This window comes from Microcystis aeruginosa LEGE 91341 (assembly GCF_015206885.1).
Classification (GTDB): Bacteria; Cyanobacteriota; Cyanobacteriia; order Cyanobacteriales; family Microcystaceae; genus Microcystis; species Microcystis aeruginosa_H.
The window spans coordinates 14,315-34,312 of record NZ_JADEXY010000035.1; the positions used below are offsets into that span (position 1 = coordinate 14,315).

Annotated in this window: 27 protein-coding genes and 2 pseudogenes; 10 read left to right on the plus strand and 19 right to left on the minus strand. The window is 43.2% G+C overall.

Annotated features, from left to right (window positions below):
• The first annotated feature begins 237 nt into the window (after positions 1-237).
• Both IQ234_RS07380 and IQ234_RS07385 read left to right on the plus strand, forming a co-directional pair.
• On the plus strand, positions 238-483 hold the full coding sequence (locus IQ234_RS07380; RefSeq protein WP_193956620.1) for a DUF1902 domain-containing protein: 246 nt from the start codon (positions 238-240) through the stop codon (positions 481-483).
• Positions 484-681: a type II toxin-antitoxin system HicA family toxin gene (locus IQ234_RS07385; protein WP_104396363.1), complete on the plus strand. Its 198-nt coding sequence runs from the start codon at positions 484-486 to the stop codon at positions 679-681.
• 35 nt (positions 682-716) lie between these two features.
• Here the strand turns inward: IQ234_RS07385 and IQ234_RS07390 are convergent, their stop codons facing one another.
• The 4 genes from IQ234_RS07390 to cobT all read right to left on the minus strand — a co-directional run bounded on the left by IQ234_RS07390 (position 717) and on the right by cobT (position 2,996).
• Positions 717-1,010, minus strand: coding sequence for a DUF433 domain-containing protein (locus tag IQ234_RS07390; RefSeq protein WP_193956621.1), 294 nt, complete (start codon positions 1,008-1,010; stop codon positions 717-719).
• 207 nt (positions 1,011-1,217) lie between these two features.
• Positions 1,218-1,439: a type II toxin-antitoxin system HicA family toxin gene (locus IQ234_RS07395; protein ID WP_193956622.1), complete on the minus strand. Its 222-nt coding sequence runs from the start codon at positions 1,437-1,439 to the stop codon at positions 1,218-1,220.
• Positions 1,429-1,635 carry a type II toxin-antitoxin system HicB family antitoxin gene (locus IQ234_RS07400; RefSeq protein ID WP_193956623.1) on the minus strand — a complete coding sequence of 69 codons (207 nt, stop codon included), beginning with the start codon at positions 1,633-1,635 and terminating at the stop codon, positions 1,429-1,431. The genes IQ234_RS07395 and IQ234_RS07400 overlap by 11 nt, the downstream gene beginning before the upstream one ends.
• Before the next feature lie 281 nt (positions 1,636-1,916).
• On the minus strand, positions 1,917-2,996 hold the full coding sequence (cobT, locus tag IQ234_RS07405; protein ID WP_193956624.1) for a nicotinate mononucleotide-dependent phosphoribosyltransferase CobT: 1,080 nt from the start codon (positions 2,994-2,996) through the stop codon (positions 1,917-1,919).
• A 314-nt stretch (positions 2,997-3,310) separates the two neighbouring features.
• On the opposite strand from cobT, the gene IQ234_RS07410 reads away from it, so the two are divergent.
• The 5 genes and pseudogenes from IQ234_RS07410 (at position 3,311) to IQ234_RS21565 (ending at position 6,682) form a co-directional block, all read left to right on the plus strand.
• Entirely contained in the window at positions 3,311-4,189 is an 879-nt protein-coding gene (locus IQ234_RS07410) for an ABC transporter permease (RefSeq protein WP_193956625.1), read from the plus strand.
• 45 nt (positions 4,190-4,234) lie between these two features.
• Positions 4,235-4,597, plus strand: a complete 363-nt coding sequence (locus tag IQ234_RS07415; protein ID WP_193956626.1) for a thioredoxin family protein — start codon at positions 4,235-4,237, stop codon at positions 4,595-4,597.
• Between the two features lie 16 nt (positions 4,598-4,613).
• Positions 4,614-5,792 (plus strand): LL-diaminopimelate aminotransferase, encoded by a 1,179-nt coding sequence (locus tag IQ234_RS07420; RefSeq protein WP_193956627.1) that lies wholly within the window; start codon positions 4,614-4,616, stop codon positions 5,790-5,792.
• 434 nt (positions 5,793-6,226) lie between these two features.
• Positions 6,227-6,394 (plus strand): annotated as a pseudogene (locus IQ234_RS21730) (6-bladed beta-propeller); the annotation flags it as partial.
• 15 nt (positions 6,395-6,409) lie between these two features.
• Complete coding sequence (locus tag IQ234_RS21565; RefSeq protein ID WP_265578468.1) at positions 6,410-6,682, plus strand: PEP-CTERM sorting domain-containing protein; 273 nt, start codon at positions 6,410-6,412, stop codon at positions 6,680-6,682.
• Between the two features lie 64 nt (positions 6,683-6,746).
• On the opposite strand, the gene IQ234_RS07430 is transcribed toward IQ234_RS21565, so the two are convergent.
• The 12 genes and pseudogenes from IQ234_RS07430 to IQ234_RS07485 form a co-directional block, all read right to left on the minus strand.
• On the minus strand, positions 6,747-6,965 hold the full coding sequence (locus tag IQ234_RS07430) for a hypothetical protein (protein WP_193956628.1): 219 nt from the start codon (positions 6,963-6,965) through the stop codon (positions 6,747-6,749).
• A gap of 22 nt (positions 6,966-6,987) precedes the next feature.
• Positions 6,988-7,779, minus strand: a complete 792-nt coding sequence (locus IQ234_RS07435; RefSeq protein WP_193956629.1) for an Rpn family recombination-promoting nuclease/putative transposase — start codon at positions 7,777-7,779, stop codon at positions 6,988-6,990.
• Positions 7,772-8,559: pseudogene (locus IQ234_RS07440) on the minus strand (Rpn family recombination-promoting nuclease/putative transposase). The gene IQ234_RS07435 and the pseudogene IQ234_RS07440 overlap by 8 nt, the downstream one beginning before the upstream one ends.
• Complete coding sequence (locus tag IQ234_RS07445; protein ID WP_016514496.1) at positions 8,560-8,655, minus strand: hypothetical protein; 96 nt, start codon at positions 8,653-8,655, stop codon at positions 8,560-8,562.
• Positions 8,643-9,488 carry an Rpn family recombination-promoting nuclease/putative transposase gene (locus tag IQ234_RS07450; protein ID WP_193956630.1) on the minus strand — a complete coding sequence of 282 codons (846 nt, stop codon included), beginning with the start codon at positions 9,486-9,488 and terminating at the stop codon, positions 8,643-8,645. Before IQ234_RS07450 ends, IQ234_RS07445 begins: the two co-directional genes overlap by 13 nt.
• Complete coding sequence (locus IQ234_RS21570) at positions 9,489-9,611, minus strand: hypothetical protein (RefSeq protein ID WP_265578469.1); 123 nt, start codon at positions 9,609-9,611, stop codon at positions 9,489-9,491.
• 69 nt (positions 9,612-9,680) lie between these two features.
• Entirely contained in the window at positions 9,681-10,511 is an 831-nt protein-coding gene (dapB, locus tag IQ234_RS07460; protein WP_193956631.1) for a 4-hydroxy-tetrahydrodipicolinate reductase, read from the minus strand.
• A 143-nt stretch (positions 10,512-10,654) separates the two neighbouring features.
• The gene (locus tag IQ234_RS07465) at positions 10,655-11,608 is read right to left on the minus strand and encodes an asparaginase (protein ID WP_193956632.1); all 954 of its coding nucleotides are present in this window, start codon (positions 11,606-11,608) and stop codon (positions 10,655-10,657) included.
• A 15-nt stretch (positions 11,609-11,623) separates the two neighbouring features.
• A complete protein-coding gene (locus IQ234_RS07470) occupies positions 11,624-12,127 on the minus strand; it encodes a CGLD27 family protein (RefSeq protein WP_193956633.1) in 504 nt (167 codons plus the stop codon).
• 5 nt (positions 12,128-12,132) lie between these two features.
• Positions 12,133-12,537 carry a ribosome silencing factor gene (gene rsfS / locus IQ234_RS07475; protein ID WP_185240279.1) on the minus strand — a complete coding sequence of 135 codons (405 nt, stop codon included), beginning with the start codon at positions 12,535-12,537 and terminating at the stop codon, positions 12,133-12,135.
• Positions 12,538-12,592: 55 nt separating this feature from the next.
• Positions 12,593-13,189, minus strand: coding sequence for a bis(5'-nucleosyl)-tetraphosphatase (symmetrical) YqeK (gene yqeK, locus IQ234_RS07480; protein ID WP_193956634.1), 597 nt, complete (start codon positions 13,187-13,189; stop codon positions 12,593-12,595).
• A gap of 80 nt (positions 13,190-13,269) precedes the next feature.
• On the minus strand, positions 13,270-14,838 hold the full coding sequence (locus IQ234_RS07485) for a YcjF family protein (RefSeq protein WP_193956635.1): 1,569 nt from the start codon (positions 14,836-14,838) through the stop codon (positions 13,270-13,272).
• 329 nt (positions 14,839-15,167) lie between these two features.
• Here IQ234_RS07485 and IQ234_RS07490 point away from each other — a divergent pair, with 329 nt between their 5' ends.
• The 3 genes from IQ234_RS07490 (at position 15,168) to secF (ending at position 18,760) form a co-directional block, all read left to right on the plus strand.
• Positions 15,168-16,151, plus strand: coding sequence for an alpha-ketoacid dehydrogenase subunit beta (locus IQ234_RS07490; protein ID WP_002742584.1), 984 nt, complete (start codon positions 15,168-15,170; stop codon positions 16,149-16,151).
• A 26-nt stretch (positions 16,152-16,177) separates the two neighbouring features.
• Positions 16,178-17,584 (plus strand): protein translocase subunit SecD, encoded by a 1,407-nt coding sequence (gene secD, locus IQ234_RS07495; RefSeq protein WP_193956636.1) that lies wholly within the window; start codon positions 16,178-16,180, stop codon positions 17,582-17,584.
• Between the two features lie 243 nt (positions 17,585-17,827).
• A complete protein-coding gene (gene secF, locus IQ234_RS07500; RefSeq protein ID WP_193956637.1) occupies positions 17,828-18,760 on the plus strand; it encodes a protein translocase subunit SecF in 933 nt (310 codons plus the stop codon).
• Here the strand turns inward: secF and IQ234_RS07505 are convergent.
• The 3 genes from IQ234_RS07505 to IQ234_RS07515 are packed head-to-tail and all read right to left on the minus strand — an operon-like array spanning position 18,757 to position 19,742.
• Positions 18,757-19,080: a helix-turn-helix domain-containing protein gene (locus IQ234_RS07505; protein WP_193956638.1), complete on the minus strand. Its 324-nt coding sequence runs from the start codon at positions 19,078-19,080 to the stop codon at positions 18,757-18,759. The genes secF and IQ234_RS07505 overlap by 4 nt on opposite strands.
• Positions 19,077-19,463 carry a type II toxin-antitoxin system RelE/ParE family toxin gene (locus IQ234_RS07510; RefSeq protein ID WP_193956639.1) on the minus strand — a complete coding sequence of 129 codons (387 nt, stop codon included), beginning with the start codon at positions 19,461-19,463 and terminating at the stop codon, positions 19,077-19,079. The genes IQ234_RS07505 and IQ234_RS07510 overlap by 4 nt, the downstream gene beginning before the upstream one ends.
• 27 nt (positions 19,464-19,490) lie before the next feature.
• Positions 19,491-19,742 carry a hypothetical protein gene (locus IQ234_RS07515; protein ID WP_193956640.1) on the minus strand — a complete coding sequence of 84 codons (252 nt, stop codon included), beginning with the start codon at positions 19,740-19,742 and terminating at the stop codon, positions 19,491-19,493.
• Positions 19,743-19,998: the final 256 nt, after the last annotated feature.

Consider the following 19,998-nt stretch of genomic DNA (forward strand, 5'->3'; position numbering starts at 1 on the left):
ATGATAGCCGAAAAAAATCCTAGTCAATCAAACAATCAAAAAAAATCATAGTTTAGACGGTATTGGGTGCGTTGTTCATTCATAGCGTGGTAGATGGTGGCGGTTAATTCAGTTATAAGCGATTCATCGGCGATCATCAAGAGTTGGGGATTGGTGGTAAGATTGTCAGAAAAGCGATCGCACTGTATAATCTTGATTAATACATAAGCTAATTCTACTCACTTGAACTAAATCATCATGAATCAAAAACCGTACCAAGTAGAAGCATTTTGGGATCGAGAGGCGCAAGTGTGGGTAGCAGAGAGTGAAGATGTTCCGGGATTAGTCACCGAAGCTGATACCATCGAAGCTTTAACAGCTAAATTACGACAGATGATTCCAGAATTATTACAACTCAATCATCTAATTACTATTGAACCTCAAGCAGCGATAACTTTTGAACTAATTAGTCATCGTCAAGAATCAATTGAGTGCGCTGTTTAGATGGCTACTTCTTTAACACCTGCATTAAAAAAAATGCTCTCAGCAGCCGGATGTTATTTTGAACGTCAAGGTAAAGGAGATCATGAAATTTGGTATAGTCCTCTGACAGAAAGAAGATTTGTAGTTGATAATACTATTAAATCACGCCATACTGCTAATGCAGTTTTGAAACAAGCCGGATTATCCAAAGCCTTTTGAAATCTGTAGAATCCTCATCCATATATAAGCTAATTCTACTCATAAGAAGGAGAATAATGTAATGCTTCAAGGCGATCTGCTTCGGCGGCTTCGGCTATAGTTTCTGATTCTATTGTTTCTTTGTTAGTATGATAGTAAGTCAAAGCGGCATAAACTTGTGCCAAAGAAAGATGAGGAATTTCATCGGCAATTTCTTCAGGGCTATATCCTAATTTATACCAGATTACTATTCTTCGTACAGTAACAGCAGTTCCTGCGATAATAGGACAACCCCCGTGAATTTTGGGATCGCTTTTTATGAAAGTGCCAATATTGATCTCTGTTAACATAACTTTCTCCGATTCAGTTTCAACTAATTAAACTACATAGGATTCTATGCTTTTATCACCATTCTAGCATAGCCTAAGCATTGGTCGGGGTAGGGGATTTAATGGGGAGATTATCAGAATTGTATCACAGGGATAATAGCCGAAAAAAATCCTAATCAATCAAATAATCAAAAAAAATCATAATTTAGACAGGATTGGATTATTAACTTATAACCGCTCAAACTCATCAACGCTTAACCCCGCTTGCCTTAAAATACTGGTAATCGTCCCAATTGTTACCTCTTTATATTTAGGAACAATCGCTGTGCGTTTTCCTTCAGAGGTATCCTTAGCAAACTTAACATGACTTCCCTTTTGACTCACCACTTCAAACCCTGCCGCCTCTAATTTTCGTTTAATTTCACGATAAGATAAAGGCTTAAGCGGCATTAATTTCTACCTCTATTTTTTGCAATTGAGGAATCACTGTTGCATAAGGCGGTTCAAAGTGTAATTCCAAAGCTTCTTGAAGATTTATTAACGCCTCAGTTTCCGTTTCTCCTTGACTTGCCACATCAACCTCTAAACATTGAGCCACAAACCAATTACCCTCTTGAAAAACTCTGGCTGTGAATGCCTGTTTCATCTTAAATTTTCCCCTTTAATATTCTATTATTGTATATCTTATCTCAAGTGCTTATCAACGATTGCGCCTTATTTTCCCTTCCTGCATTCCCTAATTCTTGCGCTACCGCTACCATTACCTGTACCAACCTCTCATCCAGCAATTCCTGATTTTTCTGTAAGATTTGGGATTCATCACCTTCATTGCAAGATAATAGCTGATTAATCAGGTTTAGGTATAGGGGCGAAGCATTCGGATAAAAAATCTAGGGTTTTAGCGATAGGTGATGCCCAAATAGATAGTCAACAGTTTAGTTGAAACCCGATTAAATTTTCGATCGCTTTGACTAAATCTTGATTAGTCCAATTCTGGTACAGATGAGCAGCGATCGCACATCCCCCCGCACCGACTCCCTCTTTGACGAAACCTTCTTCATAGGCTTGCAAAACTGGGTATTTAGAGGCGGAAAAGTTTAATTGCGTGGCTAATAGGGGTATTTTTCCGATCAGGCGGGCTAATCCCACCGTATCCCCCGTTTTATCTTCCGCTACCCAGCGAGTTGTGCCGACGATGATATTTTCCCAGTTAACGGGATAGGCATATTTAGCCACTAGAGCTTGAATTAGGGCAGAAACGGCTAACATTTGGGTTCCCCCAGCAAGAAGTACCCCACCCTGTCCACTAGCGGCGATGGCCATGCCAGCGACGAAAATCTGCTGAGGATCGCCTAGTGCGGCAATTACCTCAAAAGGATCAAAAAATTCTTTTCCAGCTAATCCCTGCTCAACTATTGCCTGTTTCTGAGCATGATTGCACTGGGGATGGCTGCTGTTAACTTTGCCGTTGGCTCGATAACCCAATCCGGTGAGGATGGCGAGGGCGGTGGTGGTGCCACCCACCACACATTCGCCGATAATTAGATAACTAGACTCGCGGGCTAATTTTTCTCCCCAGGTTAGTCCTTGGGCGAACAGGTGTTTTACTATGGTCAGGTCTAGGGCGCGGCCGGTGGAGAGACAACGGGCCGGTTGTCCCCCCAGTTCGATATAATCGACGGCCGGGGGCAAGGGTAAACCGGCGTTAAAAATCCGGACGGGAATAGCTAATTTTTCCACCACAGCGCGGGTAATATAGGCAGGGGAGGCTCCCACCGTGAGGGGGGGTAAGGGATAACGGGGATGGGGTGAAACTCCTTTAACGATAAATTCGGCATCGGCGATCGCTGTATATTTTCTATCTTCCGGGGTAGCGCCAGCGGTGGAGATTCTGGGGATTAATCCCGTCTCGGTAAAGCCTAAAACTAGGGCAAATATCGGAGAAGATTTTTGATGGCGCTCTAACCAATTTTGCCCCTGTTCGATTTCCGTGTAAATTTTAATCATCTGTTGACTTGACTAGGGTTTGCTGAATAAATAAGTAGTCGTGCAAAATTAATTTCCCAGTGAAGATAGGCAAGAGGCAATAGGCAAGAGGCAAAAGCTTCATCGAAATGTGTAATTAATTTTGCTTAGGTACTTATAAAAACTTTGTTGGATAATGTCTTTAGGCTTTTTTGAGATCAAAAAGTGCTGGCCCTATGATCGGGGGGAAAATTCAGGCACTTTTTCCCTGAAAATGGATAAAGACCCACTTCCCACTTCATAATTCATAATTCATAATTCATAATTTATAATTCATAATTCAGCAAACCCTAATTATGTCTCTCCTGTCTTCTACAATTATCGATAATTGGCGACGTTTTTACCGAGATCCCCTGGCGGTAATAGGAGCGATCGCATTAATGATAATTATTTTTGCTGTCCTATTCGGTCCGATTTTTTATCGGGTCCCCATCGATACCATTGATTTTAGTCAAACCACTGCTCCCCCTAGTTTAAAACATCTTTTCGGGACTAATGATCTGGGACAGGATCAATTGGCGAGGATTTTGGTGGGAGGTCGAATTTCCCTCGCGGTGGGCATTGCTGCTATGATGGTGGCGATGATTTTGGGGACGGCGATCGGGGCTATTTCCGGGTTTTACGGGGGGGCGATCGATGGCTTATTGATGCGATTAACGGATTTATTTCTATCTTTGCCCCAATTACCCCTACTTTTGCTGATTGTCTATCTATTTCGCGATAGTATCAAAAAAATCGCTGGACCAGAAACGGGTATTTTTATCCTCGTGGTTTTGGTGATCGGGGGTTTAAATTGGATGTCGGTGGCGCGATTGGTGCGGGGAAATTTCTTAAAATTACGGGAGATGGAATTTATCTCGGCTGCAAAAGCTTTGGGGGCCACTCCTTGGCGTTTGATCTGGGTGCATTTATTACCTAACGTTTTGGGAATGATTATCGTGGCGGCCACTTTAGCGGTGGGTAATGCGATTATTACCGAGTCAACCCTGAGTTTTTTGGGTTTGGGTTTCCCCCCCGATGTGCCGACTTGGGGACAAATGTTATTTAAAGCTAAAGATTACTTGACAACTGCCCCCCACTTGGTCATTTTTCCCGCTCTGGCTATCGTGATCACGGTGTTAAGTATTAATTTTATCGGTGATGGTTTACGCGATGTCTTTGATCCTAATGTTTGAGGAACTGTGGAACTGGATAATTGCCGAAAAGTACCCAGAACCTCTATGATAATTAGTAGCGATGGTGAGGAAATAAATACTGTGAGTAGCGTAACTGTCATTAGCGATCAGAAGTTTGACCAAGAGGTTTTTGGGGTCGAAAAACCCGTTTTAGTCTATTTTTGGGCGAGTTGGTGCGGTCCGTGTCGTCTGGTATCCCCCTCGATCGATTGGGTGGCCAAAACCTACGACGAACGGCTAAAAGTAGTTAAACTAGAAATAGACCCTAACCCCGACTCGGTGGCTAAATATAAGGTGGAAGGTGTTCCCGCTTTACGCATCTTTAAAGATAAAAAACTTATTGCCAGTCATGAAGGGGCGATCGGCAAACAACAATTACAATCTTTTATCGATACCTATATCAGCTAATTAGGTATCCGTGGTTATGAGTAACTTAACCCTAGCACACCGCTTACAGGCACTACAATCCAACGTTTTTGCCGATATGGATCGGGCAAAAGCTGCCAGTAGAGAAGCGGGTAATACCATTATCGATCTTTCGCTCGGTTCCTCCGATCTTGGGGCTGCTCCCCACGTTGTCGATGCTATTGAGCGATCTCTCCACGATCCTCAGACGCACGGCTATTTACTCCATAATGGGACCAGAGACTTCCGCATAACTGCCGCTAACTGGTATAGCGATCGCTTTGGTGTACCCATCGATCCAGAAACGGAGGTTTTACCCCTGATTGGTTCTCAGGAAGGCACGGCCCATCTACCTTTGGCCCTTCTCAATCCCGGAGATTTTGCCCTACTCCTCGATCCGGGTTATCCCTCCCATTTAGGCGGTGTTGCCCTTGCCGGCGGTCAAATCTACGGGATGCCAATTTTGGCAAAAAATGACTTTCTGCCAGTTTTAGAGGACATTCCTGACCTAGTGCTGGCACAATCGAAGCTGATGGTCTTGAGTTATCCCCATAATCCCACCACAGCGATCGCACCTTTGGCATTTTTCCAAAAAGCGGTTGATTTTTGCCGTCAGCATAATTTAGTCTTAATCCACGATTTTCCCTATCTAGACATCTTTTTTGAGGGAACATCGCCCCCACCGTCAATTTTACAGGCCGATCGAGCTAAAACTAATTCGATCGAGTTTTTTACCTTTTCCAAGTCCTATAATATGGGCGGTTTTCGCATCGGTTTCGCCATTGGCAACCCGCAGTTAATTATGGCTTTGCGACAGATTAAAGCTATGGTTGATTTTAATCAGTATTTGGGCATTCTTAACGGTGCGATCGCCGCTTTAACTGGTAATCAAGATTCGGTCAAAGAAACCGTCGCTATCTTCCAAAAACGCCGGGATGTGTTTATTAATGCCCTAAATCGCATCGGTTGGCCAGTTGCCACTCCGGCCGCTACTATGTACGTTTGGGCGAAAATTCCCCCCAGTTGGCCGGGTAATTCCGTCGATTTTTGTCGGCAATTGGTGGCCCAAACTGGTGTCGCTGTTTCCCCGGGTTCCGGTTTTGGTAAGGGTGGTGAGGGGTATGTGCGTTTTGCCTTAGTTCACGATCCCGATATTCTAGAGGCTGCCGTGGAGAAAATTGGGGCTTTTTTGGGATAAGACCGATGTTTAACCTGAGTTTGGCCTAAAGTGAAACCCTGATTTTACCCTGGGTTTCTGGCTTTAATACTATCTTTCAACGGTCAAAACTGACAATTAAAAGTAGCTTTAGGGCGTAAAGAAGCGTAATTAGTGAATTTTTGCCCCAAAAATCTCACACCTTTGGAAAAAGTCCTTGACAATTACTAGAAGAAGGAATAGGTTACAAACAGTTTAATTTTATAAAGTCTTATGTCATTAGCCCAACTTATCAATCATGGGGGGGGGAGAAGCAGAGCTTATCAAAGGCTCTGCTCAAATCCTTTTCCCTAGTCACGGCCACTGCGATCGGATGTATTAGTATCGCCAGCAGTGCCACTGCAGCCAGTTTTTCTTTTTCCTTCGCTTTCGGTAGCTCCGGTTCGGGGAACGGTCAGTTCAGTTTCCCCTCCGGTATCGCGGTCGGTAGCGGTGGTAATATCTATGTAGCCGATACGAACAACAATCGCGTACAGGTATTCAACTCCGGTGGTGTCTTCCAGTCCACTTTCGGTAGCTTCGGTACGGGGAACGGTCAGTTCAGTTTCCCCCAAGGTATCGCCGTCGGTAGCGGTGGTAATATCTATGTAGCCGATTCGTTGAACGACCGCGTACAGGTATTCAACTCCGGTGGTGTCTTCCAGTCCACTTTCGGTAGCTCCGGTACGGGGAACGGTCAGTTCAGTTTACCCACCGGTATCGCCGTCGGTAGCGGTGGTAATATCTATGTAGCCGATACGGGCAACGACCGCGTACAGGTATTCAGTCCGATGAGTCCTCCGCCAGTGTCCACGCCCGAACCTTCTGGTGTTATCGGATTAGGCATACTAGGTGGTGGTTTAGTGGTGCTTCGCCTCGCTAAACGTCGTTAATCGGTGTGGGGTGGGGAGACGGTCGGAAATTTTCCTAATTCCCCACTCTTTGCGGTTAAAAGCTTTAATTGTCCTTCTGTCTTTGTAATTGATGGATAGTTACGGGGGATAAATCGGTAAATTGGCCGATTTCTGCGATAGAAAAGCCAGCAGATAGCATTTTTAGGGCAATTTGTCGAGCTTTTTCTTCTTTACCCTCCTCTTTGCCTTCCTCTTTGCCTTCCTCTCTGCCTTCCTCTCTGCCTTCCTCTAAAATATCTTGATAGATGACGGATTCTCTCATAATGTCACTCCGAAGGATTTTTTTAATCGTCTCTCGATTGTAATTCCTCGATCAAGTCGGGGGATAAATCGGTAAATTGGGCGATTTCTGGGATAGAAAAACCAGCAGATAGCATTTTTAGGGCAATTTGTCGAGCTTTTTCTTCTTTACCCGCTTGCAAGCCTTTTTGTAGTCCCTTTTCCTCGCCTTCCTCTAAAATATCTTGATAGATGACGGATTCTCTCATAATGTCACTCCGAAGGATTTTTTTAATCGTCTCTCGATTTAATACTAACCCGGCGAGAATACTGGTAGCAGCAGCGAGATTGCTTTGCACCTGTTTTTGGGAGATAGTTTCTAAAGAACGGGACACCTGACTTAACACCTGTTCGGGGTCATCAGTATTGCTGAGGACGGCAAAGGGTAATAAACCGGGATGATGGAAAAATTGTGGTGTATTTTCTTCCCAAAGACGGATGACTTGGAAGGAATGAAAGGTTTCCCCCAGACGGAAGGTATTTTCTTGTACTAGGGGAGAGTCACTGCGTCGTAGATAAATTACCACTTGACGCATTTGTTTTTGGGGATGACGACGATAGACGCGAATGCGATAATCGAGCATTCGGAAAGGAATCTTGGAGTCGGGGTCGGTTTGAAATTCGGTATGGAGAATTAATTGCTCTGACTGCAAAAAAATCAGAGAATCGGCACGAATGGGGTCTAATTGTAATTCCGTCGGGTCGAGGACGGTTAAGGAGAGGGGAGAACCCAATAACCAAGTGGCTAGATCATCGGAGAAGTTTTCGGCAATAAATTTACAAATATTATCAAACATCGTGAGCGTTTTGTCTTTGTAATTGCTCGATTGCGTTGGGGGATAAATCAGTAAATCGGGCGATTTCTGGGATAGAAAAACCAGCAGATAGCATTTTTAGGGCAATTTGTCGAGATTTCTCTTCTTTACCCTTTTCCTCTCCTTCCTCTAAAGCTTCTTGATAGACTTTAGTTTCTCTTAAATCACTTAAACTAAACATTTTTTCTATCTCCTTACGGTTTAATTTGGGCAATTTATAAATGAGAATTGTCTCGATTAATTCTAGAATGTCCTCTCTTTTTAAAGACTCCTGGAATTGTTGTCTAACCTGTCGAATCAGTTCTTTTCCCTGTGCTAAGGTGTTTGGTTCCGATTCTACAATTAATTGTAACACTTTTACCCCCAGAGAATCCCCCTCATCTAACTGATTTAGATAATAACAGTTAACCCGGCCTGACTCAAAGAATTCTTGATAACGAGATTTGGGACTGTTTTCAATTTCCCGATGAGGATAAATGATCACCCCTTGCCAATTCTCTCACTCTGGTGAAAATAGAGAAATATTTCACTAAAAAAGCGGGAGTAAAACCGTTCATCTTTTTGAAATTGTACCTCAACAAAGTAAATCGGATCATTAAGGTTATCGGGAAGAAAGACCCCATCTAAACGAAAAGCGAGTTGTTTAACTTCTACGGAGGAAAATTGATAATGATTGACGGTTTCCGGGGGAAGATTGAGCAAGTCAAAGAAACTTTCAGGAAAAGTCTCAAAGAGACGATAGAAAATACTGTCCGTTTTCACTCAATTTTGTCCCTCAATGACTTGTGGTACTTGTTCAATCTCTAAGTCTAAAGCTTGGGCAATTTGTTCTCTAGTTAATCCTATTAATTTAACCATTGGTGCAAATCTTCCAAATCCGAAAAGTCCAATAAAGCAAGAGCTAAATTATCCAGTTGATTAGGATTTAACTGTTTAATTTTTTGTTCTAACTTTAAAGTAATAGAACCTAGTTTTAAGTTTAGCTGACGCAAAATTAGGCTTTTTTTAGCGGATAATTCTCCTTCCTCTCTGCCTTCTTCTCTACCTTCCTCCAAAGCTTCTTGATACACTTTAGTTTCTCTTAGATCACTTAAACTAAACATTTTTTCTATCTCCTTACGGTTTAATTTGGGCAATTTATAAATGAGAATTGTCTCAATTAATTCGAGAATGTCCTCTCTTTTTAAAGACTCCTGGAATTGTTGTCTAACTTGTTGAATCAGTTCTTTTCCCTGTGCTAAGGTGTTTGGTTCCGATTCTACAATTAATTGTAACACTTTTACCCCCAGAGAATCCCCCTCATCTAACTGATTTAGATAATAACAGTTAACCCGGCCTGACTCAAAGAATTCTTGATAACGAGATTTGGGACTGTTTTCAATTTCCCGATGAGGATAAATGATCACCCCTTGCCAATTCTGGCTTAATTTGCTTTGATGAAAATAGAGAAATATTTCACTAAAAAAGCGCGAGTAAAACCGTTCATCTTTTTGAAATTGTACCTCAACAAAGTAAATCGGATCATTCAGGTTATCGGGAAGAAAGACCCCATCTAAACGAAAAGCGAGTTGTTTAACTTCTACGGAGGAAAATTGATAATGATTGACGGTTTCCGGGGGAAGATTGAGCAAGTCAAAGAAACTTTCAGGAAAAGTCTCAAAGAGACGATAGAAAATACTGTCCGTTTTCACTCAATTTTGTCCCTCAATGACTTGTTGTACTCGTTCAATATCTAAGTCTAAAGCTTGGGCAATTTGTTCTCTAGTTAATCCTAAGACCAATAAACGGGGAACAGAAAAACCAGCAAAAAGCATTTTTAGGGCAATTTGTCGAGATTTCTCTTCTTTGCCCTTTTCCTCTCTTTTCTCTAAAATATCTCGATGTTAGAGGATTTTTTCTAAACCGTAAACGAGGGATTGCAGCTGAGTAACTTTGCGGATAGATAGGAGAACCCCCGGCATATAACAGGAGCGATCGCTGGTATCATGACGAAGGGTATAGATTTCCCCAGGGGAACCGAAAATGACTTCCTGGTGGGCAATTAAACCGGGTAAACGCACGCTATGAATACGGATGTTCTCAGCAGTTAAACCGCCTCTAGCGCCGGGGATGGTTTCTTTTTCGGAAACTTGGGCAGGATTAAAGGTTTTACCCAATTCTGCCAGTAATTCGGCGGTTTTAATCGCTGTGCCACTGGGTGCGTCTGCTTTTTGATTGTGATGCAGTTCGATAATTTCTACATGGTCAAAGTAGCGAGATGCTTGCACGGCAGCCTGTTGCAGTAAAACCATGCCAATGGAAAAATTGGGGATAACTAAACAGCCAGTGCTGGCTTTTTCGGCAAATTCGGCTAAATCTTGCAGTTGTGCCGCCGATAATCCCGTAGTTCCCACCACGGGACGCACTCCATAGGCAATCGCACTGCGGGTATTGTCATAAACACCGTCGGGATGGGTAAAATCCACCATCACCCCCTGCACTTTTTCCTGAGTTGCCAGGACTAAAACACTCTGTAAATCGTCGAGAATCGGCACTTCTAGGGGTTCACAACCGGCCACTTCTCCCACATCCCGACCTCGAAAAGCTGGATTTCGATCCACTGCACCCACTAAGATCATATCGTCGGCACGAGCAACGGCTTTAATGGCTTCCCGTCCCATTTTGCCGGCTGCACCGTTGACAACTACGGGAATCGGGTTTCTATTTTCGGTCATAGTTAATTATTCTCCTTAATATATGGCGATTATAGATTGTAAATGGGTAATAACGTTTTTTAGGGAAAAAAATCAAGATATAAATACTGCCCTAACACACCAAAAAAAACTTTTTGATGTGTTACCCTTGGTCAACCCACTATTTATAATAAAGCCATTTCTCCCACCACTTCCAAGCGGGTATAACTGCCGATTTTGAGGAATTTTTCCGAGAGAGATTCGGCCACATTGGGAGTAATCCAGCCTAACTGTTTGAGAATTTGCAAAGCGGCGGCATATTTAGCCCGTTTGGAACCATCTAGGGCTTTAATTGCTAATCCTAAACCCTCACCGACGCGCCCAATACATTGAATCCCTTCGGCCCCAGCTTTACTGACGATTTCCCCTTGGCTAACCTGCATTAATTCCGTATCAAAAGCCCCTTCTCCGGCTACCATGCGGGGATGATAGGTCATCGCCCGGACGATTCTTTCTAAGTCTAAACGGTTGCCAGAGGCTAACTGGGCGTAGAGATGGGCCATTTGCCCCAACTGCATTGAATAGGTGGGCGCACCGCAGTCATCGTGGGCGCTGATTAATTCATCTCCCGGCATTCCCAATAATTCGGCAATTTTGCTTAAAATTAGCTTCTGTATCTGACTAGAACGCCGCAGATAGGTATTTAATGGCCAGCCCCGCTGTTGACACACCGCTAACATCCCGGCGTGTTTGCCAGAACAATTGTACTGCAAGCGACTGCGTTTACCGGACGGGAGGGGACATTGCAGGGCATTGGGATCGATATCGGCACGCCAGAGAATATTAAAGACTTGACGGGCGTGTTCCACTGTGCCTTGGTGAGAACTACAGATAATGGCTAGATCCTTATCGTTGAGATCGTAGCGTTCGAGGGTGCCGGTACTGATGACAGCCAGTGCTTGAAAAGGTTTTAGGGCCGAACGAATAAAGGCGCTAGTTTCGGCGCTGCCGGCGGTGGATAATACCCGGCCGCGGTCATCGCAAATAGCGGCCTCGACATTATGGACCGATTCAATAATACCTTCCCGGAGGAGATGAATTTCTAAGCGGTGGGTTGGTGTACGTTTTACCCTATTCATTCAGATTGGTTGCGGTTAGTGAGTGAAAAATAGCCAGAAAAGACCACTGATAGCGACAATTGCCCCTAGAATCAGGGCAGTTTTTTGTAAACGCTGGAGAATGGGCTGGATTTGATAGGAGACGATTAAACGATCGCGGGTTAAAATAGCGGCGGTTTTTGTCCAGATTTGGCCATCATACCAGCCGGACTCCTCATAAAATACTTTCTCCGATTGCAAGCGATCGTAAACGTAAATCCAGCCTAGATACAAGCGCAATAACACCAATCCTACCAAAATTGTCGAGCCAAAAATCCCCGCACAGAAAAAGAGAAAAGGGGCTTTTTTGAGGGGAAAACTAGCGGCGGCAATCGGTCCGACAACTAACCATGTCCACAACCATAACCAGAGAATTTTTTTTGTATAAGAGGCTACATCTAGCGTCGCCCAACGAAAAAACCAAGATTCTTTTAATTGTTCGTACTCGTTAACCGGTTGCTGTTCTTCCGGGACGGGACAGAAATCAAGGGAGGATTTCATGGATTCTACTCCTCTAAATGGTCGCTAGGTAGAGGAATCCGTTGAGCATGACCCCAAAATGCTTCTAAATTATAAAATTCTCGCTCTTTTGGTAAAAAGATATGGACAATGATATCGCCATAATCCATCAGGATCCAGCTACCTTCGCTTTTTCCTTCCACTTGTCGGGGGGATTGTTGCCATTCTAGTTCCATAGCAGCTTCGATCGCATCCTCGATCGCTCGCACTTGAGTGGTAGAATAGCCGGTAATAATCAGAAAATAATCGGTTAAATAACAGATATCGGCGACTTTCAGGAGGGCGATGTCCCCTGCTTTCTTGTCCTCGGCAGCGGTAACAATTGTCTCTAGAAATTGTTCGGTCTTGAGATTTTCGGCGACGGGGGTAATAATTCCAGTGGGATTGGTCATTCAGTTTGTGGTCATCCTTTGGCTAAGGTGGTTGTAAGGGAGTCTTGAGATTATGTTAATCAATGGTTTTAGTTTTTGTTGGTTGTTCTTTAACAATTTGTAACGCCCAGTTGCGGGTTAGCACGGTGCGGGGATGAATGGGACAATGGCTACTTAAAAGATATTTTAGGGAATAATCGCAGGTTTGTTGAAGGCTTTTATGGAGATTTTGATAGCTGAGTTGTCGTAGGGCGTTTAATTCGGGTGTATCGCCGCGATTGGGTTCCAAGGCATCGGCAATAAAGACTATACAGCTAAGATCGCTCATATTGGGTTGACCGAGGGTATGATTGCGAATTGCTTCGAGAATTTCCTCATCGGTAACGTTAAATTCTTTTTGGGCGACAATTGCACTCACGTCGGCGTGGAGTAAGTGGGGATGGGATAAACAGATATTATCCACCTCTATTCCCGCCGATTCTGCCATTTTTAGCAGTTTTTTGGGCTTGAAAAATTTAGCCAGATCGTGCATTAGCCCCGCTTGCCCTGCTTGGACGGGATCGAGATCGTGATGACGAGCTAAATCAATACACATGGTCTCTACACCGAGAATATGTCGCAGACGGTGTTCGTTGACGTTTTCTTTTAACCAGTCGATAACTTGCTGTCGCATCTTTTTTTTGCCCTTGTGGAACCCCAAAACGATTGTAACAATTACTATACAATTTTGCCTATCGCTCCCGGGTTCGATCTTTACCAATCATCCTCGCGACTAGCTTCTAAAACTTCTTCTTGCTGCCAATCATCCTGAAAAGGTTGTACCACTTTACCGATCGCATCGGCCACAAAAGACTTAATAAATTCTTCCTTGCGACTAAGTTGAAATTGTCTTTGTACCACCTCTGTCATACCACCATCACCCCAGTCTTGATCGTGACGGAAATATTCAATAAAACTTTTGCCAGCAATGCGGGTTAAATAGGCGGCACTGACCCCTTGAATTGCCTTACCGACTATATAGGTAGTAAAGTTTAATTGTAGGATTCTGGCTAATAATTCTACCGCTCCTTTTACCACTCCCAAACTAACTAGAGTTTTGCCTAAAGATAGAGCCAATTCCTTGCCTCGATCGCTGTTAATTTCACAGCCATAAACTTGACCAATTTCCCTGACCATTTGAGCATTAACTGCCGCCGTTGCTAACAGATCGAACACTGGTAAGGGAGTCACGGCAATCACTCCCGCGCCAATCCACTGATAGCGATCGATAATTTTATCAGCTTGGCGACGACGTTGGCGATCGATAATTTTCCTAGCTTCTTCTCCTAATCTTTGGGATTGTAAGAGGATATTATCCGCCACTAAATCCTCCCCTTCGGCCCGTAAAACTGAAGCCAAACGTTTAATTAAAGCTAAAATATCTGGTTCTGGTGTGATCATTTGTCCACCAGTTAACTGTACTGGTTGGGGATTAGCGGCGACGGCAATAATATCGGCGGAAAGAATCACTCCTTTTAGACGTTCTCGTAATTGTTTTAAAATAATGTCTCGATCTTCATCGCTATAGAGATCGATTTTATTAAAGACTAAGAGAGAACGTTTACCAATATCAATTAAACGCAATAAAGGGGCGTATTCCGATTGTCGAATATCGTTATCAATGACAAATAAAAGTAAATCTGCTTCCGTGGCTAATTGTCGCGCTAACTGTTCCCTTTGACCTCCAGCTGCACCAATTTCGAGAATGCCGGGGGTATCAGTAATTTGAATTTCCCGATTCACACCTTTCATTTTTAAACTATAGGTTTCCCCTTTTTCCGTGGTTCCCATGGTTGCCTCCACATTGCCCACCATTTGACCGATGAGGGCGTTAATTAGGGAGGTTTTTCCCGCCGATCCTGTGCCAAAAACAATGATTTTAACTTCTTTTCTGACTAAACTTCGCTCAATTTCTTGGGAACGCTTAATAAAAACCTGTTGGGTTACTTTATCTTGAATTTGCTCCACTTGTTGCCGGATAGCTTTTAAGGTTTCCCCAGCGGCCTCGGTTTTTTCTACCGGTAATTTTAGGGGTGGACGGGAGGAAGAACGCAACCCACGGCGACTTTTTTGGCGCTGGGGCAGCAGATAAAAGTAGTACAAAAGAACGTATATAAGCAAGCCCAGCAGTCCGATAATGAGCAAAAGCAGAATATTAGCTAAGATAGGAGCAGTAAAGGCGATCTGGATGTAAAGACGATAGATAGAGTTGACTAACCACAACATTAATCCGAAAATAAAGCTCAGACCAATGATTAAAGTGGCAAGACGGGGTAATTTCATCAGCTTTAACGGTAGGGGATTGCTTGATCTTGATCTTAGTTCTTTGCCGGCCGATTGTCGGTAACTAGAATAGACTATTATCTATAGTCATAATTGTTTTTATTTACCTCGTTGCAGGGATCTCCCTTGCAACGCATTTCCAGAGGTTCTACCTCTTGTATAACCCATCAGGAAACGGAGGGAGACCTTCCCTTGTCTCATTCCTTCTCCCACCTCCCCATTTCATAATTCATAATTCATAATTCATAATTCCCGCTCCTTCAGACCAGAAAAGGGGTAAGATAAGAAGTTTAGTGATAAGATGACCGAATTGTAAGCGGGGACTTGATATGGCAGAAACCCTATTATTTAATGCTTTGCGACAGGCGATCGATGAGGAAATGGGCCGCGACCAGACAGTATTTGTTTTGGGTGAAGATGTGGGTCATTACGGTGGTTCCTACAAAGTTACCAAAGATCTCTACAAAAAATATGGCGATTTAAGGGTTTTAGATACTCCCATCGCTGAAAATAGTTTTACGGGCATGGCAGTGGGGGCAGCCATGACGGGGTTACGTCCGATTATTGAAGGCATGAATATGGGTTTTCTTTTGCTTGCCTTTAACCAAATTGCCAACAATGCCGGGATGTTACGTTATACTTCCGGCGGTAATTTTAAAATCCCCATGGTTATCCGCGGTCCGGGGGGTGTGGGGAGACAATTAGGTGCGGAACATTCCCAACGTTTAGAGGCCTATTTTCACGCGGTACCCGGTCTAAAAATTGTCGCTTGTTCCACTCCCTACAATGCCAAAGGTTTATTAAAATCGGCGATTAGAGATAATAACCCCGTGCTTTTCTTTGAACACGTTCTTCTCTATAATCTCAAGGAAAATTTACCTGATAGCGAGTATCTTTTACCCCTCGATAAAGCGGAAATCGTTCGCAAGGGAGAAGATATAACTATTCTCACCTATTCACGGATGCGTCATCACTGTTTACAGGCATTAAAACAGTTAGAAAAAGATGGCTACGATCCAGAAATTATCGATTTAATTTCCCTGAAACCCTTTGATATGGAGACGATTGCCGCTTCGATTCGCAAGACTCACAGGGTGATTATCGTGGAAGAATGTATGAAAACGGCAGGAATTGCTTCCGAGTTAATTGCTTTAATTAATGAGCAGTTATTCGATGAATTGGATGCCCCAGTGTTACGATTATCTTCCCAAGATATCCCCACACCTTATAACGGTAATCTAGAAAGATTGACGATTATCCAACCTAATCAAATTGTCGAAGCTGTCCAAAAAATGGTCGGCGATCGCATTTAACAAATTCTCCTTTTGATACTGAAGTTATGCAGAGACAAAATTGGTTATTGTTACTGATCATCGGCCTAGTTGTTGCCTCGATCTTTATCCTGATTAAGTTACCCCTACAATTAGGTTTGGACCTGCGCGGTGGTAGTCAATTAACCATTCAGGTTAAACCCACTGAAACCGTGACAACCATTCAACCTAATGATTTAAAAGCCGTACAAAATGTCATTGAAAATCGCGTTAATGCCCTCGGTGTTTCTGAATCATTAGTGCAGACTGTGGACAGTAAAAATCAGGTAATCGTGCAACTACCCGGGGTGACAAATCCCAAAGAAGCTGAGAGAAACCTAAATGTTCAGGCCCAATTAGAATTTCGTCAGCAAAAACAAGGTACAGAAGGAGAATTTCGGGCTGAATATTCAATTTTTCAACAAAAAAAAGCGGAATTAACCGCCCTTAAAGCCGAGAATAAACCCGAAAATGACGCTAAAATTGCCGAACTAGAACAATCTCTCCAGAAATCTAAAGAGGCAATTTTAAATTTATTTGAATCGGTGGACTTAACTGGAAAAAATCTGCAAAATGCCACCATTAGTTCCACCCAAGGCACTAATTGGGAAGTGGCCATTACTTTCGACTCGGAAGGGGGCAGTAAATTTGCCGAACTGACTAAAGCGATCGCGGGTACTGGTCGCAGTATTGGCATTTTCCTCGATAATGAATTAATTAGCGCCCCTGTGGTTGATGTGCAGTTTGCCCAAACGGGAATTACAGGAGGCCGGGCCGTGATTACTGGTAATTTTACCGCCGAAACTGCCAACGATCTAGCGATTCAATTGCGCGGTGGTTCCCTACCTTTCCCTGTCAAAGTGGAAGAAATTCGCACCGTCGGGGCAACTTTAGGCCAGGATAGCATCCGTCGCAGTATCTACGCCGGTTTAGTGGGTTTACTGTTAGTTTTAATCTTCATGGCGGTTTATTACCGTTTACCCGGGATTATCGCCGATATTTCCCTGATTATCTACACTATACTCGCTCTGGGGGCTTTTGCCCTAGTGGGAGTCACCATGACGTTACCCGGTATTGCCGGATTTATCCTCAGTATCGGTATGGCAGTTGATGCAAATGTACTAATTTTTGAGCGTACCCGGGAAGAATTAAGGGCTGGAAAATCCCTATTTCGGGCTGTGGAGTCGGGATTTTATCGGGCTTTTTCCAGTATTCTTGATAGTAATGTCACTACTTTAATCGCCTGTGCTGCCTTATTTTGGTTGGGTTCAGGATTAGTCAAAGGTTTTGCTTTAACTTTAGCCATTGGGGTAACTGTGAGTATGTTTACCGCTTTAACCTGTAGTCGTACTCTCCTGTTAATCACCGTCTTAAACGTCCCCAGCGTCCGTCAAAAACCCCAACTTTTCTGCCCTAATTTACCGACAAACCAATAATCAGTTATCAGTTATCAGTTATCAGTTATCAGTTATCAGTTATCAGTTATCAGTTATCAGTTATCAGTTATCAGTTATCAGATTTGAGTTTTAAGTTAACAGTGTTAATCAGTTATCAGTTGCCAGTTATTCCCCCAGTGATTACTGCTTACTGATAACTGAAAAATCTCCCCACTCCTGACTCCTGACTCCTGACTCCTGACTCCACCAACAAACTTTTTCAGCAAACCCTACTTAATCGATATGGCATTTAACGTTACAAAACAGCGTAATTTTTGGTGGACAGTCTCGTCCCTGCTGACAATTGGTAGTATTTTGGCCATGGTGATTTCTTGGTTCACTATTCAAGCGCCTTTGCGACCGAGTTTAGATTTTGTTGGTGGTACGAGAATTCAGATAGAATTAGCCTGTGCCAAAAAGAATAACTGTGAGAAACCCTTAACTACTGCCGAAGTGCAAGTGATTTTAGACGAGGAGGGATTGGGTAACAGTAGTGTGCAGGTGTTGGATAAATATACTTTATCGGTGCGGACGAAAACCCTCGTAGAAGAACAGAGAACGAAATTACTCGACACCTTAAATGAGAAAATTGGCACCTTTGACCCCGAAACCAGTCAAATCGATACCGTCGGGCCGACCATTGGTCAAGAATTATTTAGGTCAGGATTTTTAGCTTTATTAGTGTCATTTTTTGGCATTGCCGTCTATCTAAGCTTCCGTTTTCAACGGGATTACGCTTTTTTTGCCATTGTCGCCCTGCTGCACGACGTTTTGATCACTGTAGGGGTCTTTGCGGTTTTAGGCTTAATTGCGGGGGTAGAAGTGGATAGTTTATTTTTGGTTTCCCTCTTGACAATTGTGGGTTTTTCTGTTAATGACACAGTGGTAATTTATGATCGCGTGCGGGAAAATTTTGTCAATACCCCCGAATTATCCGTGGATGAAATTGTCGATAATGCGGTGAGTCAAACCCTAACTCGTTCAATTAATACCACCCTGACCACTTTATTGCCTCTGGTGGCGATTTTTCTCTTTGGTGGCAGCACCTTAAAATATTTTGCCCTAGCTTTAATTATCGGTTTCGTAGCTGGGGCCTATTCGAGTATTTTTATCGCTAGTACCCTACTAGCTTGGTGGCGCGGTCGTTCCCATCGACCCACACTCAATTACAGTTAGGATGCCATTGGTGAAGAATCAGTGGTTCTTGGATGGGTCGTGACAGTAATTTCAACCTGTTGATTGAGACGACCCAAAATTGATATCAAACGGTCAATAGTAAAGCGTCCCAAATTAGCACGGCGAATCTGGACAAATTCACTGTGATTAATTCCAGTTCGCACTTGAGCATCGCGGGTTGATAAGTCTTCCTTCTCCAGAACCTTGATAATTTCAGCAGCAAGCACTGCTTTCGCTTGTCGCACGTCCGCATCTACATCGCCAAAATCACGGTACACATTCCCGCTACCTTGTACCAGTTCAAATTGTTCTTCACTCATGAGAGTTCCTCCTTCAATCGCTTGAGCCGTGCTTTGATAACTTCGACTTCTTGCTGTGGTGTTTTGATCCCTTTTGGGGATTTTTTCTGGAAGGCATGAATCACCCAGATAGCCTCACCTAACTGGACAGCATAGATAGTTCGATAGGCATCCCCCTTGAAAGGTAGAGCAATCTCGAACACACCAGAACCAATCCCCTTAAAAGGCTTGGTTAGGGATGATTTTGCCCCTTCTGCTGCAATAGTTAAAGCGTCAAGTACAATTTCTTGGGCTTCCTTGGGAAACTTTTGAAAATCTTTCCGTGCCGCTTTAATCCAAGATATAGGACGGGTATTACGCATTCGCTTATGGTGATATAACTGATACCACCGGTCAACCCCCATTATACCTAAAGACCATCAATTTGATGCTTATCGAGGGTCATAACTCCCTTTATAGGTTGTAAAAATTTGATAACCAGGTAAAACTAAGCTGATACCAGCAAAACTATGTATTGTTCCTGGATAACTTTCTTCTGCATCACTACCCCCCAATCGCCAACAAAAAGAACCCAACCAAATATAAAAGCCTGGAATCAGTGCGTCCATCGAATAGGCAATATCCTTTAACTGAGGGTTAACTCCGTTTGATGATCCCTTTTTTTGGGAAACTTTTATTTTCATTTATTTTCATTTATTTTCATTATTTTAAACTTATTCTCATTTAAGAATGATACCATATTTTTGTTAGCATTGACGATGACAATTATCGCAATGTCCACACTTAAACCCTTTGGCGCAATCGCTAATATGGTAGCGACTGTCTTGATTGTCAAGGGGTAACTCAAAAAACAATCAAGGAGTTGCTGTCGAACCTAAAATCTCAAGCCAGAAAAAAGCGCAGCAAAAACTAAGTCGCTCAGGTTAAACCAAAGCAAGC

Bases quoted from the DNA above. Each gene is read 5' to 3' on its own strand.
- IQ234_RS07380 (WP_193956620.1), top strand. From the start codon at position 238: ATGAATCAAAAACCGTACCAAGTAGAAGCATTTTGGGATCGAGAGGCG.
- IQ234_RS07385 (WP_104396363.1), top strand. From the start codon at position 484: ATGGCTACTTCTTTAACACCTGCATTAAAAAAAATGCTCTCAGCAGCC.
- IQ234_RS07390 (WP_193956621.1), bottom strand. From the start codon at position 1,010: ATGTTAACAGAGATCAATATTGGCACTTTCATAAAAAGCGATCCCAAA.
- IQ234_RS07395 (WP_193956622.1), bottom strand. From the start codon at position 1,439: ATGCCGCTTAAGCCTTTATCTTATCGTGAAATTAAACGAAAATTAGAG.
- IQ234_RS07400 (WP_193956623.1), bottom strand. From the start codon at position 1,635: ATGAAACAGGCATTCACAGCCAGAGTTTTTCAAGAGGGTAATTGGTTT.
- cobT (WP_193956624.1), bottom strand. From the start codon at position 2,996: ATGATTAAAATTTACACGGAAATCGAACAGGGGCAAAATTGGTTAGAG.
- IQ234_RS07410 (WP_193956625.1), top strand. From the start codon at position 3,311: ATGTCTCTCCTGTCTTCTACAATTATCGATAATTGGCGACGTTTTTAC.
- IQ234_RS07415 (WP_193956626.1), top strand. From the start codon at position 4,235: ATGATAATTAGTAGCGATGGTGAGGAAATAAATACTGTGAGTAGCGTA.
- IQ234_RS07420 (WP_193956627.1), top strand. From the start codon at position 4,614: ATGAGTAACTTAACCCTAGCACACCGCTTACAGGCACTACAATCCAAC.
- IQ234_RS07430 (WP_193956628.1), bottom strand. From the start codon at position 6,965: ATGAGAGAATCCGTCATCTATCAAGATATTTTAGAGGAAGGCAGAGAG.
- IQ234_RS07435 (WP_193956629.1), bottom strand. From the start codon at position 7,779: ATGTTTGATAATATTTGTAAATTTATTGCCGAAAACTTCTCCGATGAT.
- IQ234_RS07445 (WP_016514496.1), bottom strand. From the start codon at position 8,655: ATGGTTAAATTAATAGGATTAACTAGAGAACAAATTGCCCAAGCTTTA.
- IQ234_RS21570 (WP_265578469.1), bottom strand. From the start codon at position 9,611: ATGCTTTTTGCTGGTTTTTCTGTTCCCCGTTTATTGGTCTTAGGATTA.
- dapB (WP_193956631.1), bottom strand. From the start codon at position 10,511: ATGACCGAAAATAGAAACCCGATTCCCGTAGTTGTCAACGGTGCAGCC.
- IQ234_RS07465 (WP_193956632.1), bottom strand. From the start codon at position 11,608: ATGAATAGGGTAAAACGTACACCAACCCACCGCTTAGAAATTCATCTC.
- IQ234_RS07470 (WP_193956633.1), bottom strand. From the start codon at position 12,127: ATGAAATCCTCCCTTGATTTCTGTCCCGTCCCGGAAGAACAGCAACCG.
- rsfS (WP_185240279.1), bottom strand. From the start codon at position 12,537: ATGACCAATCCCACTGGAATTATTACCCCCGTCGCCGAAAATCTCAAG.
- yqeK (WP_193956634.1), bottom strand. From the start codon at position 13,189: ATGCGACAGCAAGTTATCGACTGGTTAAAAGAAAACGTCAACGAACAC.
- IQ234_RS07485 (WP_193956635.1), bottom strand. From the start codon at position 14,838: ATGAAATTACCCCGTCTTGCCACTTTAATCATTGGTCTGAGCTTTATT.
- IQ234_RS07490 (WP_002742584.1), top strand. From the start codon at position 15,168: ATGGCAGAAACCCTATTATTTAATGCTTTGCGACAGGCGATCGATGAG.
- secD (WP_193956636.1), top strand. From the start codon at position 16,178: ATGCAGAGACAAAATTGGTTATTGTTACTGATCATCGGCCTAGTTGTT.
- secF (WP_193956637.1), top strand. From the start codon at position 17,828: ATGGCATTTAACGTTACAAAACAGCGTAATTTTTGGTGGACAGTCTCG.
- IQ234_RS07505 (WP_193956638.1), bottom strand. From the start codon at position 19,080: ATGAGTGAAGAACAATTTGAACTGGTACAAGGTAGCGGGAATGTGTAC.
- IQ234_RS07510 (WP_193956639.1), bottom strand. From the start codon at position 19,463: ATGGGGGTTGACCGGTGGTATCAGTTATATCACCATAAGCGAATGCGT.
- IQ234_RS07515 (WP_193956640.1), bottom strand. From the start codon at position 19,742: ATGAAAATAAAAGTTTCCCAAAAAAAGGGATCATCAAACGGAGTTAAC.